Annotated in this window: 12 protein-coding genes; 3 read left to right on the top strand and 9 right to left on the bottom strand. The window is 44.7% G+C overall.

Annotation, left to right across the window (positions count from 1 at the left end):
• Positions 1 to 44: 44 nt before the first annotated feature.
• From M3593_RS18065 to M3593_RS18045, 5 genes are all read right to left on the bottom strand, one after another.
• Complete coding sequence (locus M3593_RS18065; protein WP_251543315.1) at positions 45 to 1,022, bottom strand: bifunctional NUDIX hydrolase family protein/GNAT family N-acetyltransferase; 978 nt, start codon at positions 1,020 to 1,022, stop codon at positions 45 to 47.
• 102 nt (positions 1,023 to 1,124) lie between these two features.
• Positions 1,125 to 1,766: a 2OG-Fe(II) oxygenase gene (locus tag M3593_RS18060; RefSeq protein ID WP_251543718.1), complete on the bottom strand. Its 642-nt coding sequence runs from the start codon at positions 1,764 to 1,766 to the stop codon at positions 1,125 to 1,127.
• Between the two features lie 247 nt (positions 1,767 to 2,013).
• Entirely contained in the window at positions 2,014 to 2,880 is an 867-nt protein-coding gene (locus M3593_RS18055; protein WP_251543317.1) for a GNAT family N-acetyltransferase, read from the bottom strand.
• Between the two features lie 229 nt (positions 2,881 to 3,109).
• Positions 3,110 to 4,156 (bottom strand): ADP-ribosylglycohydrolase family protein, encoded by a 1,047-nt coding sequence (locus tag M3593_RS18050; RefSeq protein WP_251543319.1) that lies wholly within the window; start codon positions 4,154 to 4,156, stop codon positions 3,110 to 3,112.
• A 105-nt stretch (positions 4,157 to 4,261) separates the two neighbouring features.
• Positions 4,262 to 5,905 (bottom strand): ABC transporter substrate-binding protein, encoded by a 1,644-nt coding sequence (locus M3593_RS18045; protein ID WP_251543320.1) that lies wholly within the window; start codon positions 5,903 to 5,905, stop codon positions 4,262 to 4,264.
• A 96-nt stretch (positions 5,906 to 6,001) separates the two neighbouring features.
• Between M3593_RS18045 and M3593_RS18040 the strand changes: the two genes are divergently transcribed.
• Positions 6,002 to 7,252, top strand: coding sequence for an MDR family MFS transporter (locus M3593_RS18040; protein WP_251543322.1), 1,251 nt, complete (start codon positions 6,002 to 6,004; stop codon positions 7,250 to 7,252).
• A gap of 38 nt (positions 7,253 to 7,290) precedes the next feature.
• On the opposite strand, the gene M3593_RS24090 is transcribed toward M3593_RS18040, so the two are convergent.
• Positions 7,291 to 7,419, bottom strand: coding sequence for a hypothetical protein (locus tag M3593_RS24090; protein ID WP_283904769.1), 129 nt, complete (start codon positions 7,417 to 7,419; stop codon positions 7,291 to 7,293).
• A 114-nt stretch (positions 7,420 to 7,533) separates the two neighbouring features.
• On the opposite strand from M3593_RS24090, the gene M3593_RS18035 reads away from it, so the two are divergent.
• On the top strand, positions 7,534 to 8,550 hold the full coding sequence (locus tag M3593_RS18035; protein ID WP_251543324.1) for an acyltransferase: 1,017 nt from the start codon (positions 7,534 to 7,536) through the stop codon (positions 8,548 to 8,550).
• A 46-nt stretch (positions 8,551 to 8,596) separates the two neighbouring features.
• On the opposite strand, the gene M3593_RS18030 is transcribed toward M3593_RS18035, so the two are convergent.
• From M3593_RS18030 to M3593_RS18020, 3 genes are all read right to left on the bottom strand, one after another.
• Positions 8,597 to 9,706, bottom strand: a complete 1,110-nt coding sequence (locus M3593_RS18030; protein ID WP_251543326.1) for an SH3 domain-containing protein — start codon at positions 9,704 to 9,706, stop codon at positions 8,597 to 8,599.
• Positions 9,707 to 9,998: 292 nt separating this feature from the next.
• Positions 9,999 to 10,814 carry an EcsC family protein gene (locus M3593_RS18025; RefSeq protein ID WP_251543328.1) on the bottom strand — a complete coding sequence of 272 codons (816 nt, stop codon included), beginning with the start codon at positions 10,812 to 10,814 and terminating at the stop codon, positions 9,999 to 10,001.
• A gap of 60 nt (positions 10,815 to 10,874) precedes the next feature.
• Positions 10,875 to 11,660, bottom strand: coding sequence for an arylamine N-acetyltransferase family protein (locus M3593_RS18020; protein ID WP_144475324.1), 786 nt, complete (start codon positions 11,658 to 11,660; stop codon positions 10,875 to 10,877).
• A gap of 435 nt (positions 11,661 to 12,095) precedes the next feature.
• Between M3593_RS18020 and M3593_RS18015 the strand changes: the two genes are divergently transcribed.
• Positions 12,096 to 17,639, top strand: a complete 5,544-nt coding sequence (locus tag M3593_RS18015; protein ID WP_251543330.1) for a pullulanase — start codon at positions 12,096 to 12,098, stop codon at positions 17,637 to 17,639.
• The last annotated feature ends 30 nt before the right edge of the window (positions 17,640 to 17,669 follow it).

Raw genomic sequence — 17,669 nt, 5'->3', positions numbered from 1 at the left:
CTCAAAAAAGACGGCTTACTCCAATCCATGGAGAGCCGTCTTTTTTATAAACTTTTTATTTTATTCAGGTTTGATTCTTTCCGGTACCGGATAATCGTCATATCATTATTGATTTCTTTGTTTTCACCGGTCCTCATGTACCCCATTTTTTCATATAAATAGCAATTCCGCTGTTCAGTAAGGATGGTGTCCAGTTCCCATGCATCTGCCTCGGGGTGCATCAGCTCGAGACGTTTCATGACCTGCTGGGCAATGCCCCTGTTATGGAACTGTCCCAAAATATTTATAATACGAAGCCTCATTAACCCAGGGGACTTTTCATGGACATGGACGCTTCCGGCTAGAGTGCCTTCAAAGAATATTTTGTAGTAATCCCCTTGTTCGAATCTTTCTCTGAATCTCTCCATCGTTTGCGTGACAGGACTTGTCTCATGGTCCTGGTATTTTTTATAAAGAGGCATGAAAACTTCCTTCTGCAGGGCTAAAAGCTCCTCAGCATCCTCAAGGGCAGCTTTTTTCAGGGAGATGTTTGAATTGACCATTGCAAATAACAGGTCAAAATAGTTAAAAGGGATAAACTCACCGTTTTTAACCATTTTCTTTATCTCCTCTTCACTTGCCCACTTTGCATCTGCCACTTCCTCTTCCTGAAGTTGCAGCTCCTCTATGGCGATATTTTGCCGGACCAGCCAGATATCATCGAATCCAACAGGAAATTTCACGGTGAATAAGCGTTCAGCCCTTTCCATGTCCAAGTCGATTCCGATTTCTTCCTTTGCCTCGCGAATGGCAGCCTGCTCGCTATCATCACCCATGATGGCAGAACCAGCAGCCGAACAGTCCCACATATTCGGAAAGCCCATTTTCCATGGCTGCCTCCTTTGAATCAAATACTGGCCATCATCATTCACGATCCAGACATGGACAACCAGATGATGATCCCCCGGCTTCATCTCCTTCCCCCGTTCGTGAATCCTGTCCGTCATATGCCTGTATTTGTCGTATATATTCCATAGTTCCATATATTAATGCTCCCCTGTCCTATCTGTTGTTCTTAAATTATACAGGTTTTTTCTGGAAAAAGTATAAAAAAGAAGCATGTACTCACCATGCTCCTCCATTCTCTATTTCACGCTTTTCCTTCTCATCCACTGTGTAGCTGCCCATTTGTCGCCGATGACAACTGGGGCTCCGCCGTGAAGGGTCAAGTCGTTCAAGTCTTGATTGTCATAGAAATATTCAAAATACACGGCCATGCCTTTTTGCGGGGATACAGCGAAGTTGAGTTTAGGGAAGTAGGTTTCTCCTCCCTCTTCGACATCATTCAAATACATGACGAGTGTGCTGATCCTTGGGTTGCTTACATTTGACGCGAAAAAGTCAAAATGTGCTTTGTACTCCTGGCCGATTTTATAGTTCAGGATTTGCAGGCCTTCACCGTGTTCATTGGGAATGTCCATGATTTGCGATATTCTTTTTTCAACACGCGCCACCACGTCATTTTCAGTTTCATCGATAAATGTGCTGCTGCTCGTCCTCAGCTCATCTACTTCACGGGTGTTGCCGACTTTTGAGCGCTTCAGCTTGTCCTTTGACAGCTTGATCAGCTCATCGCATTCTTCGTCACTTAGGACATTTCCCAAAATGACAATTAACGGCTCTTCCATCCTGGCAATAATGTTGATTTCACGATCGTCGGTTTTGATTTTGTTTCCGATGTGATTAAAAATCGTAGGTTCTTTAACAGTTACATCAACAGCATCCATTCTCAACTTTCATCAACCTCTTAATTATGAATTTTTCCAAAAATCAGATTGATCTATATACGAAAGTATCATTCATTCTTTAAGTTCCCTTGTTTCCTCCTGTAATTCAAAATGGATGACAAAACCGAATCTATTACTCTATTCAATTTTTCAATTTATTTTACAACGCGGGAAGGTGATTTACTATCTTTTTTTGGAAATGAAGCCATGAATAAAAAAAAACGCCGCAAGTTTGCGGCGGCGCATTTCACCCATAAGCCTGTGATGCGATTGTGTATAGTGTATCGTTTCTGTACGGCATTTCCTTCGTATGGATTGCCATTACTGGAGGGTTGCTGACTTTTACAAATCCGCTTTGTTCCAAAAAAGCCATCAGCTTTTCCTGGCCTGAAGGTACGTCTACCCTTAATTTCCCTTGATGTTTGGAAGCAAGGCGGTCGATGATTAATTCTGCAATTCTATGATCGGGCGCAACGACCGGGCCCAAAATCATATTAACAGAGCCCAGTACAGAAAGACCAAAACCAATGATTCTTGAATTCTCATCCTTCACGACGATACATTGATATGACTGTTGAAGCCTATTGCGAAGGAAGATACTTCTTTTCTCCCCGAAAGCTGCTCCATCCAGTTCAAGTATATCTTCCAGTTCCTCGTCCTTAAAAGCTTCTATTGAAATCCCGCTTATTTTTTTCAGATTGGTTGGTTTATATTTGTCGCACAGGTATTTATGGACAGAGTCAACCACTGTAAAACCCAATTTCTCGTATAGTGGTTGGCCATCAGGAGTAGCAATTAACAGGATGGAGCGGTCACGCCCGCTTTCTATACATTTTTGCATAACTTCTTTTCCCAGACCGAGCCCTCGATAATCGCTATGAACAATCACCATACCAATTGAAGCGAGCCTACGGTCATATTGAATGATCGCCGCACTGGAGACGACCTGGCCTTCGCTATTCTTGTGGCCATAGATTTTAAAGGATGAGGATAATAGTGTTGCAACTTCCGCCTCGTCATAATCCCAGCCGACAGATGCTGACAGCTCAATCAAGCCTCTCGCATCCATCACGTCCATTTCGAATAATTCAACTGATTTTTTTGATCGCTTCATAAAGACTTCTCCTCTATTTTTCAAAATTCTTCATCGCCTGTTCCATAAATTCAGCCAGGGCAGCCTCATCTCCGGGAAAGGCCGGCCATAGTGGAACGATTAATATAAGATGCAAACAATCCGCTCACCGTCCGGCTGTTAATATGTTTTTCCCCATCCAATATAGCTCTCCTTTCTTCCCTGGAAAAAACAAAGAGAATCCCAGTATTTCTCAGGATTCTCCCTTAACCTATACCGTTTCATATCTCTCATATAACTTGCCAGCTAGATCGACAATCAATTCTTTTAGCTCTACTTGATTCGCCCATTCTTCAGGCACAGCCTTGAGACCCTGGCAGGCACCGATAATATTTCCGCAGATCGAGCCCGTTGAGTCACTGTCGCCATCATGATTTACTGACAGGATCAACGCCTTCCGGAAGTCTGTTTCCTTCAAAGCACAGTACAACGCAATCGCAAGTGCTTCCTCGGCTACCCAGCCTTCGCCAAGCTGCGATATCGCTTCTCCAGAATCCACCTCACTCTTTACAAGTTCAACCGCATCCTCAATGGACTTCAATGTCTCTTCATGATGACGGTAGCTTTTCAAAATGGCAATGGCATCCTCGATGCTTTCGGATAAACTTTTGCCATTGAGCAGTTCTGCAATGATCACAGCGAGTGATCCAGCTGCCAAATATCCTGACGGATGTCCATGGGTAATCGCGGCGATTTCCGCAGCCACTCTGAATGCTTGCTCCGGGTCTTTATGTAAAAATAAGCCGACTGGCGCAACACGCATGACCCCGCCACATCCCTTGCTGTTGTTGATCGGCCTTTCGATCGTTCCCATTTTATTGCTTTCAAGCGCCGACAGGCATGTGTTGCCCGGGGCCCTTGCTGAATACAATTCTTTATATTGTAAAATGCTGCTGCCCGCCTCATGGGGCTGGGGATCAAGCAGCCAGTCATAATGCTCATCCGGCAGGGCTCTTGTCTGGGTATAAAGCCAGCGGAGATAAGATTGATAGATGCCGCTTCCTGCAAAGCTCCCAATCCCCCGTTCGCTCATGCGGTCATATGCCCAGATCAGGCCATCAGCCGTGAACAGCGTCATCTGGGTATCATCGGAAAACAAGGCCTTTCCTGTGTAACGATCAAGCTCTAAATCGGTTATACCTTCCTCGCCAAATCTCGATTTAATCTCATCAAGCTTCATGAACTCTACCGTGTAACCAAGAGCATCTCCAATCGCACCGCCAAGCAAGGACGCTATGAACAAATCTTTTTTAGACATAGGGACTCCTTTGGATTGAAATTTATTAATAGTATTCTTCGCCAAACAGACCTAAAATCCTCCCTTTTTGTAATTCTTCCGGGAAGAGTAAGATGACAGGCACCATCATGCGTTCTTCGTCCAGAGCTTCGTCAAATCCACATACCCAAAATGCCTAATCTCCACATTCATCAGATTGATAGAAAACGGGATTTGCCGTTTTGTGTAATACAGGGGAACACACAGGGATTCGACTTTCATATATTGTTCGATCTGCAAATGGAGGCTGTTCCATTGCTCAAATGGCGTTGTTGTATAGTCTTCAACGACTTGCTGTAAATATTCACTCTTTTCAATCAAGCAATGAAGCGGTGAGAAGCTGTTTTTCAAAAAGAAAAAGTAGGAGAAACTCTGGTTCATTTCGAAAATTTCTCCGTGGATAAACAAGTCCGCTCCCATTTTTACTTTAGGATCATAAAGAGCGTCCCGGAAGGATACTTCCTCCATTTCGACATCCAGGCCAGCCTCCTCGAGCTTTTCTTTTAACCATAAAGACGTATTCGTCGTGTAATTCACATAAATCATCTTGAGCGGCGCTGATAAGGACGGCTTTGTAAATTCCGGCATGGTGTAGGGCCGGGATAAACCGATCAGGCAGCCTTCATTGTTGCCGGTGATCCTTCCATCAACTTCTGGAAGTTCATGACGATGCCGGTCTATGACCATGTGGATGTAGTCACGGACTTCTTTACGAGCCATATCCGAGCTTCTATATGGATTCATGACCACAATGCCAAAGCCTGAATCGCTTTCCACCTTGAAGGTATCGACTTGTTTCGATTCATGGCCGGCATGATAGACAACCTGGAATTCTTTAGGTACCTGGATGAACTCCACACGGTCAAGCAGCGGCCGATACCCGTAGTATTGCTTGAACGCGCTTAAAGCTGTTTTCTCTGCAGATTCCTCTGCCAGATAAAATCCTCCTGTCCCCAGCAGCTTTCCATTCACTTCTTTAAAAATGCTTGCGGTCAAGAGGCCCAAGAGCTGGAGTACATAGGAACAGCCGCCAGGAAACTCAAGCTTCACCACCAGTGGAGATGGAGTTGTGATTGCCGTGATGGGTTCCCACAAGTCTGCAAAATTCTCATCCTGTTTCATTTGCTGCAAACAACCGACGGCATCCTCAGCTTTTAAAATCGAGCCATCATGGAAGGCAACATCCTTCCGTAAATATAATACGAGTTGGTTATCTGTGTATTCCCAGCTGTGGGCCAGTTCCGGGTCAACCGAATCGTCGGCATTCAGAGTGACGAGCCTGTTATAGAGATTGGCGATGATATTTGCGCTATGGGCATCCGCCAATTTTAAAGGATGGAAGGTGACAAAAGGATAAAATCTTGGGATGATTAAGCTGTCCTGTCCTTCCTGGTTGAAGCCAAGCTTTGCCTGGAAAGCAGTCATCAGCCGCTGCTTCGTTTCCACCGACCAATCCAGCAGCAGTAATTTGCTTACAGACTCGATTGGTTCTTTTTCAAGGCTCCTGAAAAATAGATCTTCATATTCCTGCTCAACTTGACGATTCCACTCCAGAGAGGAAGTATTGCCCCTTCCCCTGCCGGACTGGAACGTGAGCCAGCCTTCCTCCTGCCATTGCTGCAGCTTTCGGCGTGTCTGCTTCGTACTGAGCACCAGGACTTCAGCAAGTTCCTCTACTTTTACAGCTCCTGATTTGACCTGATTCCATAACAATAGTAAATGGCGATCCATACGTTCTCCTTAAAAGTGGACAATTTTATTTTAAAAGGGAATTTTTAGTTATATTCGTCTCCTTTAATATACAAAGTATAGAAGGAGGCTGGCAATATGAAATGGAAAGAATATCCTCAAAACTTGAAAGTCCGCTTAATTACTTCTTTTTTTAACCGGGCAATTTCAAGCGCAGTCATGCCGTTCATGGCCTTATTTTTCGCGCAGCATAAAGGAGCAGTGTGGGCAGGGGTTTTTCTCGGGATAAATGTGTTCATTGCCTTCATAGGCAATCTTGTTGGCGGATATATATCAGACCGTTTTCACCGCAAAACGATTCTGCTGCTTACGTCTGCAATCAGTGCTGTCACTTTTGGGTTGATGACGGTCAGTTTGCTGCCTGATCAAAAATGGATAATAGCCTTCGCTGGCGGATATATGTTTTTCATGCTATTCAGCAGTTTGGGCCGTCCTTCGATGCAGGCGATTATCATCGATTCAACGACAGCTGAAAACCGCAAAGCGATTTACGCTCTCGACTATTGGTTCACGAATTTGTCTCTGGCAATCGGGGCTGCCCTCGGCGGGTTGTTTTATGCCCATCACCAGCTGGCTTTGTTCACGGCATTGACAATTGCCTCTGCCTGTCTGCCAATCGCCTATGCGATCTGGCTTCAGGACACATCCGTTCCCCTGCTGGCGCAAAAACACAAAAATATCTTTATCGACCTGATTGCCAACTACAAAGTAGCATTGCAGGATAAACCGTTCGTCATGGCGATTGTTGGTAGCATGTGCATTTACGCAGCTGAATTCTCTCTCAACAGCTATATTGGTGTCAGGCTGGCTAATGAGTTTCGCCCGCTATTTGTTGGAAACTTTGAAATTTCAGGTGTTCGGATGCTTAGTATCCTCAACATCCAGAACATGCTCCTCGTCGTGATGCTGACTTTTATCGTCACGAAGATGACCGACAAATTTGATAAGAAAAAGATGCTGCTTGCCGGACTGATCCTTTACAGCATTGGATACACCGTGATTACTTCTGCAAATGTCTGGTACGCATTGCTTTTGTTCAACCTGGTTGCTACCATCGGCGAACTGATTTATTCACCAATCGCCAATGCCGAAAAAGCCAATATGATGCCAGAAGACAAACGAGGATCCTATTCAGCGTTTTCAGGCATCAGCTTCAGCGGAGCAGATTTGATTGCCCGGTCGACAATCATCATGGGTGCCTTTTTGGTGCCGAGCATGATGAGTGTGTATATCGGCATCATTTTGATGACGGGAACGGCGATGCTGTATGGCGGTTTGTTTGTGGCTCGTGAGAAGAAACGAAAAGAGTTATATGTGAAAACTGTTTAAAAAAGAGGGAAAACCTTATGTGCAGGTTTCCCCTCTTTTCATTTCACGTCTGAAGAGTCGTCGTAATCATAGCGGAAGCCGTCTGATTGATTAGCATGTTCGTTCTTTTGGTCTTTCTGCTGCTGTTCAATCGCATTCTCGTCTTGTTGTTTCTTGTCAGGATTCAAGTGGTTTGCCTCCTTTTTATACTCTATTATCCCAAGTCAATTCTTCTTATATTCATAAGGCTGATGATCGTGGAAATACTAGGAGTATAAATCCTTACATAACGAGGCAGCCCAATGCAGCGCAATTACGCAATCGACTTCATCAAATTTTATGCCATCCTGGCAGTGGTCATCATTCATACCTTCCCGGGCAATGATCGGCCCGGCTATTTTATCCTTGATAATCTTTCAAGATTTGCTGTTCCGTTTTTCTTCGCTGCTTCAGGCTATCTTTTCAGTCTTAAGGTGAGCGGCAATCAGCAGTCCTTTGCTTACTTCAGAAAATATGTCACAAAAATACTGAAGATCTATGTTAGCTGGCTTATTTTTTATTTTGTCTATGATGTAGCGAGAATCATGCTGACAAATGAAAACCCTTCGGCTGAACTGTCGAAGTATATGGAGAATATGGCGGCCCTTAACCTCCTCTATTATGGCCAGGGGACAAGCGGCTATCAGCTGTGGTTCGTGATTTCACTGGTATGGAGCACCGCGATTCTATACCTCTTTTACAGGCTGAAAAAAGTCAGGCTGCTTTTGGTGATCGCACTTTGCTTCAATCTCCTTGGCCTTTTTGGACAGTCTTATTCCATATTCGATGAGCTGCCGGTCAGTACAACCCGCGCCGCTCTATATGTCAGCCTGTTCTATACGGTTTTGGGATTCTGGCTTGCCACCATTCAAACCTGGCAAAAATATAACGGCAGAATCTATTTCTACCTATTTTGCCTCTTTACCCTTCTGCAGGTTTCAGAAGGATTCTGGCTTCAAAAGGGATTGGAAGCCAAACATGGAGAGTACTTCTTTTCGACGATTTTCCTTACCTTGTTTCTGTTCCTGTACGCTTTAAGCAATCCCAATCTCGGAAAAGGCTTATTCCTCACCAAAATCGGTGCAAACTCGCTCGGAATATATGCCATTCATGTTTTCTTCATTGATATGATTGATCTCTTCTTTAAACAAATCGGCTTGGAACCGAGCACTCATAACTTACTGCAGAATTTAGTGGATGCGTTTCTTGTTTTTGTTGTGTCGTATGCAGCTTATCAATTGCTTCAAAAACTGAAGACATTTCTCCTAAATCGAAACTAACGAAAAAAGCAATTACGAACATATTCAGTTCGCAATTGCTTCTCTCTTAATTCACTACTAGGGCACGTTTGCCCATCGCATTATATATGTTGATGAACTTTGCTTTTGACAATCGGACGTCTTTTTTTACTGCTTCACTGTCGTTGAAATAAACATAGTTTGCGTCTGTTCCGGTAATGACGATATTATGTAATGGCCTTGCAGCATTAATCGTTTTGCCTGCTGTCGTTTTCCATGTCCTCGCAACTGGCATTTCATAATTGATCGTAAACCAGACCAGCACCGGCTTACCTTGTTTCACATAACTTTCAATCTCAGTAAAATTCTTGCCAGTCAGAGCAATTCCTCCCGGCCGGTACTTGTCGAGCACTTTTTTAAGCGGCCCTGGATTGATCGTATAGCCATTGCCAAATGGTGTCCCGACAAAGCCAACATTCGGGTCTCCCCAAATTTTGATCGAACCGTCAGAATTCCGGACTAGTTTGGTTGAATCATATGGCATTTGCTTAGCAAGTGTTGTTTTATCAGCATTCACTCCATAGTAGCGGAGAGCCATGGCAAGTGAGGTAACCTCACAGCCGCTCGGCAATTCTGGACGCTGTGCAATCACAGGAATGTCCATTTTTTTGTTGAAAGATGCATTGCTTGTCGATACATAATCCCCGCTGACAAAACCGATTTTTCCTTTATATGAAATTTTATACCAGCCATTGCTTTCCTGTCGGATTACATCGAGCACTGTACCATTATTGATAAGCCCCATGCTCTTATACTGAGTGCCAGGTCCAGTCCTGAAATGCAATCTTGTAGCCGTAACTCTGTATACTGCAGAACTGTACACATAATCACCGCTGACATAAGCCGTTTTTCCATTGAAGGAAATTTTGTACCATCCATTATTCATCCGTTGAATCACATTTAGCTTGTTGCCCTGGACCAGCCGGCCGACTTTTGCATAGTTCGTACCCGGTCCCGATCTGACATTCAGGACATCTGCTGTTACGGTAAAAGTTGGCCCAGCAGCTTGTGCCACTGTTTCATTGCCAGGAAACAAAGGAATTTCCGGCATCATCAGACTGCTGCTGACTAGGATCGTTGAGGCAACCATGCCTTTCGCAACCCTCTTCTTAAACAATGAGTAGTTGTCCTTTTTCATTCGTCGTTCTCCCCCAGTTTTGCAGAATTTCCTCAAGCTGTGTCGAAAACTATGAATCTACTACAAAACTATCGGGAATGGCATATCAAGTCCACCGAAAACCGCGAAAATCGCGATAATTGAACCCATTGGTTTACATGCACAAAGATTAGCAGGAAAATTGTTTTAGACTTTTTACGGAAAATGAGGATAATATGCCGAGAGACAAGCCGCTAAAGAAAGGTCCCTTTCCCTATTGATTTTTCATACTAAAACCCACTCGATATAGCATCAAGTGGGTTCCCTCATTCTTTTATGATAAATCAGCAGAATCTGAGACCTTCTCAAGCCTCTCCAAAATCCGCCTCTTCTGATAAAGCATCGTCCCTGTCTCGGCAAGGTCGCTGACCATTGAGCGATTGGCGAATGCGCCGAACACAATTCCGGCTACCGGCACCATCTGGAGCAGCTTTTTCCAGCCGAATGATTCGGTGTAGGTCAGCGTCACCTCACGCCAGCCTTGAAGCTCAGAAATGACCTCGCGTGACTTATTATCGCTGTTGAAGCCAGTAAGTTCATTCAGTATTGCCTGTTTTCCGACCACATCTGCGGAGGAGAATTGCAGGCATTTAATGATGAAGACACGCTCCTTCTTATCCTTAGGGTCGTAGCCATGGATGATCGCAATATCCTGGAGTGTTTTCAGCGAGAGTGCCAGGACTGCGGGAATATCGATTGCCAGGGTAAAAATCCCGCCGATTCCTGTGCTCGCACCCTGAATGGTTGCTGCTTTTTTTCGCTGCTCGCCCAGTGCCAATGAGGCTGTCTTCATTTCCCCCACTGGGACGTTCTCCAGATCAGAAAGCTGTCTGACACTCCGGCCAGTCTTCTTCTCGATATGGTTGAATACCGACTTCTCGCTCGATAGATACTGGCCGCCGGTTTGAATGTAGCTGCCGAGTTCATCTAGCAGGAGACCGACCTTCTCCTGGATGAACTTTGGCGTGAAACGGTCAAGCATCTTGAACGGAAGCCTGGTCAGCTTCTCCCAAAACCATAAGCCCTTTTGGTCCTTCTCCCATTTCTCGATTTCCTTCAATTCACTCAGTAGGTATTCTCTTGAATCCATCCTCAACCATCCACCTGTCATTTTTGATACTATATTAACGGTTTACACTATAAGAAGGTTTCATTTTACATCAAGATTATAGTGTTCCTTGGCAAGCTGCTTGAATTTGCTCGAATCTATTTCTTCTTTCGTAACCTGCCCATCCTTCCAGCGGGTGAAACTGGATTCTGTCAGCACCATACTGCCGTTAGCAGTCACCCTGGTCAGCAGCGGCTTCTTGTTAAACGCAGATTGCGGATGTTCAGTGATAATTTTCTTCATTTCTGTTAAATCGCCAATATTCTCCACTGGCTGTCTTGATTCAAAGGCGTAGCCAATTCTCCAGTCAGTGTCCTTATTCTGAAGTTTCATTTCTAAAAAGTAGTCACCGAATTCACTTTCTTCTTTCCTCACCCGGAACTCCCCGGTCGGTGTCATGATTTCTGAGCCATCAAGCGGAACTGGCCTTAGCGGCAAATTGCCTCCAAAACCTGTATCAACCAGGTACCTCTTGCCATCATCGTTCAAAATGATCGCAGCATGCGTCAGTCCAGTTGGACTAAAGCCGTTAAGTTCAGGAACGTATACTGCCCCGCGGATCAGCTGGACATCAAGGCCATTTTCTTTTAAAAACAGGTACAAAACCCCGTTAAGATCATAACAAAGTCCGCCTTCGTTTCGGTGGAGAATTTTATCCACCAGGCTGTCCTCGTTCAATTCACCTGGGTCGCCAGAAAGCGTGCAAAGGTTCTCGAATGGAATCGCTGATGCTGTCAGTTCAAGAATTCCGGCAAGATTTTCGAGTGTAATGGGTTCTTTTGAATTCAAGCCAATTCTTTTGCGGAATAGAACATTTATATCATTCATCTCTCTATACCTCTTTCCAATAGTAGACATACTTCAAGAATACTTGAAAATACCATTCAAATCCCAATTAACTAATAGTTCTATTTCCTTATTTTTTCTTATTTCCTTAACTATAGAATGGTAACATTCCTGCCGTTTTTTGACGAATCCGTGACATTTATTGAAGAACTAAATCATTATCCCTAGAAAACTCCCGATTTACGCAGGATTTTGGAACTATTTGTTTGCCAGATGAACATTGACATTCCATTGCTGGTTAGGCAATTCTATTGTAAAATGAAAAAGATAGATTATTGCAAACGCTTGCGTTTTTCAGGGGATTAAATTTTTTTGCCTGTTTGTGCAAACGGTTTCATAAGTTGCGCATTTGAGAAAGGAGGACCTTGAAAAAACTGATTTTGAAGCATCAATCAATCTAGGGAGGAATGGATTCAGATGAGAAGAAGCACCAAACGCAGTTTCTCAATTTTCATGACAGCAATCATGCTGTTGAGCTTGTGGATTCCTTTTGTACCTGCACAGCAGGCTAACGCAGAAGGAACTGCTACAACTTCGGAATCAACCGATCGCAAAGTCCGCTTTACCTATATACGGGAAGATCAAAATTTTGGCGAGTGGAATATTTGGACCTGGAATACTGGTGTACAGGACGGCCAGGTTGATTTTACAACAAAGGAAGGCAGAAAGGCGGTCGCGAACATCCCTGTAGGCGCAAATACGGCCGAAATGGGCTTCGTGCTTCGCAGTACTTATGATTGGAATACTGCACAAAAGGAATTTGGGGACCGTTTTATCAAGGTTAATAAAAATGATTCGATTACTAAAGTGTTCGTTACAAGCGGCGTAGAGCAAATCCGCATTGTGCCTGATGGGTCGGCTCCTGTGATCGCGGATGGAAATGCGACTTTCTTTTACCGGGACAAAGAGTTGTTTGCAAATGATCAGATGAACACAATTGAAAAAGTAGATTTGAAGATTGATGGCAAGACTTTACCAATGACCTATGAGCCTGAGAATGAGAGATTTGCAGTTTCATATGAGAACATTCCAACTGGAACACATGGGTACACATATTTAGTTACAAAGGATGGCGTCACTACCGAAGTAACAGATCCTTACAATCCAGCTTCGGAAATCACCTACGCGAACGCTGACCTGACAGTTTCAGGTTCTGTCAACCCAGCAGAAATTGATTATAGCCAGAACGCTGTGCTGAAAGTTGATGTAGAGGGCCTGACAGATGGAGTTGAAATCAGCAAGATTACGGCTGATGTGTCCGAACTTGGCGGGTCAAAGACTCTTGCAATCGATCCTTCTTTAATGGAAGTTACCATTGCAGTCGATGACAACATAACAGCAGGTGCGAAGACGATTCCTATAACGGTGACCGATTCATTTGGCAACCCGCATACCGGCAATGCCAATGTTACGGTTAAAACAAGACAATCTGTCGGCGATAATGATTTTGACTGGGATGAGTCGATCATTTATTTCATGCTGACAGACAGATTCTTTGATGGGGATTCCTCCAATAATGATCCTTATGGCTTAAACTATGACACTACTGATCGCGGTACGTATCAGGGCGGCGATTTTAAAGGCATTACTGAAAAATTGGATTACCTGGATGAACTGGGTGTCAACACAATCTGGATCAGCCCGATTGTTGAGAATGTTAAGCATAATGTCCGCTACAAAGATGGGGACCCTTCGTACTATGGTTATCACGGATATTGGGCAAGCAATTTTGGCGAATTGAACCCTCACTTCGGTACTATGGAAGATTTCCATAACCTGATTGATTCTGCCCATGAACGCGGAATTAAAATCATGGTTGATGTGGTATTGAACCACTCTGGTTATGGTTTGAAAGATATTGATGGCCAGGTGACGAACCCTCCTGCCGGCTACCCAACAGATGAAGAACGCAGCACTTTCAGCAATCTTCTTCGCCAGGGTTCCAATGTAGGATCGGATGAAGTCGTTGGGGAACTATCAGGCCTTCCTGACTTCAAAACAGAAGACCCTGAAGTCCGCCAGACAATCATCGACTGGCAGACCGACTGGATTGAAAAAGCAACAACGAGCAGCGGAAATACAATTGACTACTTCCGTGTGGATACTGTAAAGCACGTAGAAGATGCGACCTGGATGGCATTCAAGAACGCCATTACAGAAAAAATGCCGAAACACAAGATGATTGGCGAAGCCTGGGGTGCAAGCGCCAACGACGATTATGGCTATCTGGAATCAGGCATGATGGATTCCCTGCTTGATTTTGACTTTAACAATATTGCGCATTCTTTTGTAAACGGAAACCTGAATGCTGCCAATGATGCGTTGATCAAGCGTAACGCGAAAATTGATAACACCGCTACACTCGGCCAGTTCCTGGGAAGCCATGATGAAAATGGATTCCTGTTTGATGCTGGAAATGATGAAGGCAAGCTTAAGGTTGCCGCTTCCCTTCAGGCAACAGCTAAGGGCCAGCCGGTCATTTACTACGGTGAAGAACTTGGGCAAAGTGGTGAAAATAACTATCCGCAATACGACAACCGTTATGACCTTGCCTGGGATCAGGTGGAAGGCAACGATGTCCTCGAGCACTACAAAAAGATTTTGAACTTCAGGGGCGACCATTCTGAAGTATTCGCAAAAGGCGAACGTACGACAATCGCTGGTTCAGACAGCGACCAGTTCCTCCTTTTTGCACGGAAGCATGGTGATGATGCTGCCTATATCGGATTGAATATTGCTGATGCAGCAAAAGAAGTGACATTGACTGTGGATTCAGCAGATGCCGTTGTGACAGACCACTATTCAGGTGAGACATATACTGCGACAACTGGAAAAGTAACATTGCCAATCCCTTCTAAAGCAGATGGCGGTACTGTTTTACTAACGGTGGAAAATGGTTCAATCACTCCTGGAGAAGATGGCAATGGAGATGATAATGGCAATGGGAACACTGTTGAACCGATCCCAGCCAATCACATCCGCATCCACTACAAGCGTGACGACAACAATTATGCAAACTATGGAGCATGGCTGTGGAACGATGTAGCCTCCCCTTCTGCCAACTGGCCGACTGGAGCTGCAATGTTCGAGAAAACAGACAGCTATGGCGCCTATATCGACGTTAAGCTAAAAGATGGCGCGAAAAACATCGGCTTCCTCGTTATGGACGTGACAAAAGGTGATGCCGGCAAAGACGGCGGAGACAAAGGCTTTACGATTACTTCACCTGAGATGAACGAAATTTTCATCAAGCAAGGCGATGACAAGGTTTATACCTATGAACCAGTCAACCTGCCAGCAAATACCGTCCGCGTTCACTATGTACGTGACAATGCTGACTATGAAAACTGGGGTCTATGGAACTGGGAAGATGTCGCGGCACCTTCTGATGGCTGGCCTACAGGCGCAGCTTCCTTCACTGGAACTGACCGCTATGGTGCCTATGTCGATATCAAGCTGAAAGACAATGCTAAGAAAATTGGCATGATTACCCTGAACAAGGCAACTGGCGACAAGGATGGCGGAGACAAAACCTTCAACCTTCTCGACAGATACAATCACTTATGGGTAAAACAAGGCGATGATAATGTCTATGTATCTCCATATTGGGAGCAGGCAACAGGCCTTATATCTGCAGAAGTCATCTCTGAAGATTCGATTCTATTAGGTTTTACCATGACAGATGGATTGTCGGCCGATGAACTGAAGTCAAAGCTGGAAATCAAGGATGCCAGCGGTGCAGCAGTTTCAATTGAAAGTGTTGAAATCAAAGGCAAATCCGTTACAGTGAAAGCCGCATTCGATTTAGATAAGCTTCCTCTTTCAGTCACATATTCAGGCAGAACAGTGAAGGCTTCTACCAGCTGGAGAATGCTTGACGAGATGTTTGCCTATGAAGGCGATGATCTTGGTGCTGCCTATAAAGACGGGGCAGCAACTTTGAAGCTATGGGCTCCTAAAGCAAGCAAGGTTGTGGCAAACTTCTTCAATAAAGACAATGCAGCTGAGCAAATTGGCAGCATCGAATTAACAAAGGGTGAAAAAGGTGTCTGGTCTGCGGAAATCGCACCTGGTGACCTGAATGTAGCCGATGTTAAGGGTTATTTTTACCAGTATGAAGTGACAAATAGCGGAGTCACAAATAAGGTTCTCGATCCTTACGCGAAATCGATGGCAGCGTTCACGGTGAATACAAAAGGTGGAGCTGGCGCGGATGGGGATACTGTCGGTAAAGCGGCAATCGTTGACTTGAGCGGCACAGATCCTGAAGACTTCGATCATGCGAAAATCAAAGGCTATGAAAAGCGCGAAGACGCGGTAATTTATGAAGTGCACGTACGTGACTTCACATCGGACCCTTCTATTGAAGGCGATCTGGATGCAAGATGGGGCTCTTATAAAGCCTTCACAGACAAGCTGGATTATATTAAAAAGCTTGGTGTAACACATGTTCAATTGCTTCCTGTCATGGCATGGTATTATGGCGATGAAACAAAGATGGGCCAAAGGGAACTTAATTACTCTGCCGGCGGAAATGAGTACAACTGGGGCTATGACCCGCACAGTTACTTCTCTCCGGATGGCGCCTATTCAGAGGATGCAACTGACCCTGAATTACGCGTGAAAGAACTGAAACAGATGATTGATGCAATCCATGATGCTGGAATGGGTGTCGTTCTCGACGTGGTCTACACTCATATGGCAAAAGCCAGCCAGCTGAATGACATCGTTCCTAACTATTACGCGTTCCAGGATGCACAAGGAAACTTCCTTGGCGGCTTCGGGAACAACCTGGCAACAAGCCACAAGATGGCTGAAAAGCTGATGGTAGATTCAGTTAAATACTGGTTTGAAGAGTACAAGATTGATGGCATGCGTTTTGATATGATGGGTGACGCCACCTATCCTTCGATCCAGAACGCTTACGATGCTGCGGCATCTGTAAATCCTGATGCGTTATTCATCGGCGAAGGCTGGAGAACATTCGCAGGCCACATTGCTGAGCCGGATTTAGCTGGCATGGGCGCAGATCAGGATTGGATGGATAAAACCGATAATGTCGGCGTGTTCTCTGATGAAATCCGCAACGAGCTGAAATCAGGCTTCGGTTCTGAAGGTGAGCCTCGATTCATCACAGGCGGTGCCCGCGATATCAACACGATTTTCAACAATATCAAAGCACAGCCAGGCAATACAGCTGATGATGATCCAGGAGATATGGTCCAATACATCGCGGCGCATGACAACCTTCCGCTTCACGATGTCATTGCCCAATCGATCAAGAAGGACCCTGCTGTACCTGAAAACGAGCTGGAAATTCACAAACGAATCCGAATTGGGAACTCCTTGATTCTAACGTCACAGGGCACTGCTTTCCTACACGCAGGCCAGGAGTACGGCAGGACCAAGCAATGGAAAGGTGAAGGTGTCCCTGAGCAGAAGTATCACGAATTGACTGATGAACAAGGAAATCCATTCGGCTACTTCATCCACGATTCATATGATTCATCCGATGCCATCAACATGTTTGACTGGCAAAAGGCAACAAATAAAAAGGAATACTCAGTCAACACTACAACACAAGCCTACACAAAAGGGCTGATTGAGCTAAGAAAGTCAACAAATGCTTTCCGCCTCGGCGAAAAGGATCTCGTTGACCAGAATGTAAGATTGCTTGATCTGCCTGAAATCAAGAACACAGACCTTGTCATCGCATACGAAAATGAATCTACAGATAACACTGGAACCTACTACGTATTCGTTAACGCTGACACTCAAGCACGCACATTGACACTAGGCGATCTTGACTTCTCAAAAGGAAAGGTCCTGGTCGATAATGACGAAGCCGGTAAAACTCCGGTATCCAAAAAGTCCGGTTTCAAGCTGTCAAAAGACAAGTTAACACTTGATCCATTGACAACAGTCGTCATCAAAGTAGACCAAAAAGGCAAAAAGAAATAATCATTTACGGCAGGTATCATCCTTACCAGA

Source organism: Mesobacillus sp. MER 48 (assembly GCF_023714225.1).
GTDB lineage: Bacteria > Bacillota > Bacilli > Bacillales > Cytobacillaceae > Mesobacillus > Mesobacillus oceanisediminis_A.
This window is presented reverse-complemented; position numbering and strand designations above follow the sequence as displayed.

Coding starts and splice junctions, on each gene's coding strand:
- M3593_RS18020 (WP_144475324.1), bottom strand. CDS start 11,660: ATGAATGATATAAATGTTCTATTCCGCAAAAGAATTGGCTTGAATTCA.
- M3593_RS18050 (WP_251543319.1), bottom strand. CDS start 4,156: ATGTCTAAAAAAGATTTGTTCATAGCGTCCTTGCTTGGCGGTGCGATT.
- M3593_RS18025 (WP_251543328.1), bottom strand. CDS start 10,814: ATGGATTCAAGAGAATACCTACTGAGTGAATTGAAGGAAATCGAGAAA.
- M3593_RS18065 (WP_251543315.1), bottom strand. CDS start 1,022: ATGGAACTATGGAATATATACGACAAATACAGGCATATGACGGACAGG.
- M3593_RS18040 (WP_251543322.1), top strand. CDS start 6,002: ATGAAATGGAAAGAATATCCTCAAAACTTGAAAGTCCGCTTAATTACT.
- M3593_RS18055 (WP_251543317.1), bottom strand. CDS start 2,880: ATGAAGCGATCAAAAAAATCAGTTGAATTATTCGAAATGGACGTGATG.
- M3593_RS18030 (WP_251543326.1), bottom strand. CDS start 9,706: ATGAAAAAGGACAACTACTCATTGTTTAAGAAGAGGGTTGCGAAAGGC.
- M3593_RS18035 (WP_251543324.1), top strand. CDS start 7,534: ATGCAGCGCAATTACGCAATCGACTTCATCAAATTTTATGCCATCCTG.
- M3593_RS18060 (WP_251543718.1), bottom strand. CDS start 1,766: ATGGATGCTGTTGATGTAACTGTTAAAGAACCTACGATTTTTAATCAC.
- M3593_RS18045 (WP_251543320.1), bottom strand. CDS start 5,905: ATGGATCGCCATTTACTATTGTTATGGAATCAGGTCAAATCAGGAGCT.
- M3593_RS18015 (WP_251543330.1), top strand. CDS start 12,096: ATGAGAAGAAGCACCAAACGCAGTTTCTCAATTTTCATGACAGCAATC.